1 protein-coding gene is annotated in these 578 nt (G+C 45.8%); it reads left to right on the forward strand.

Annotated features, from left to right (window positions below; all coding sequences use genetic code 11):
* On the forward strand, nt 1-578 hold a 578-nt coding region (gene lptB, locus ABN217_RS19910; protein ID WP_349459952.1), incomplete at both ends, for an LPS export ABC transporter ATP-binding protein.

The raw sequence follows: 578 nt of genomic DNA on the forward strand, positions 1-578 counted from the left end.
GTGGTTGAAGACGTCAGCCTTGAGGTGAAATCAGGTGAAATTGTCGGCCTACTGGGCCCTAATGGCGCCGGTAAAACCACCACCTTTTATATGGTGGTCGGAATAGTCCAGCGGGATGCAGGCAAAATTACGATCGATGGGGAAGATATTAGCCTTCTACCGTTACATGAACGTGCACGTCGTGGTATTGGCTACCTTCCACAAGAAGCCTCTATTTTCCGCCGTCTCAGCGTTTATGATAACCTAATGGCCGTGCTAGAAATTCGTCATGACTTAAACTCAGAACAACGTAAAGAACGTGCTGAAGAGTTGATGGAAGAGTTTAGCATTACCCATTTGCGTGATAGCCTTGGTCAGTCGTTGTCTGGTGGTGAGCGTCGCCGTGTTGAAATAGCTCGCGCGCTCGCCGCAAACCCCAAATTTATCTTACTTGATGAGCCGTTTGCTGGTGTTGACCCTATTTCAGTGTTGGATATCAAAAAAATTATCCAACACTTACGTGATTACGGTTTAGGTGTTTTGATCACAGATCATAACGTGCGTGAAACATTAGATGTCTGTGAAAGAGCGTATATTGT

The organism is Proteus sp. fly-1067, from assembly GCF_040139345.1.
Lineage (GTDB): Bacteria > Pseudomonadota > Gammaproteobacteria > Enterobacterales > Enterobacteriaceae > Proteus > Proteus vulgaris_B.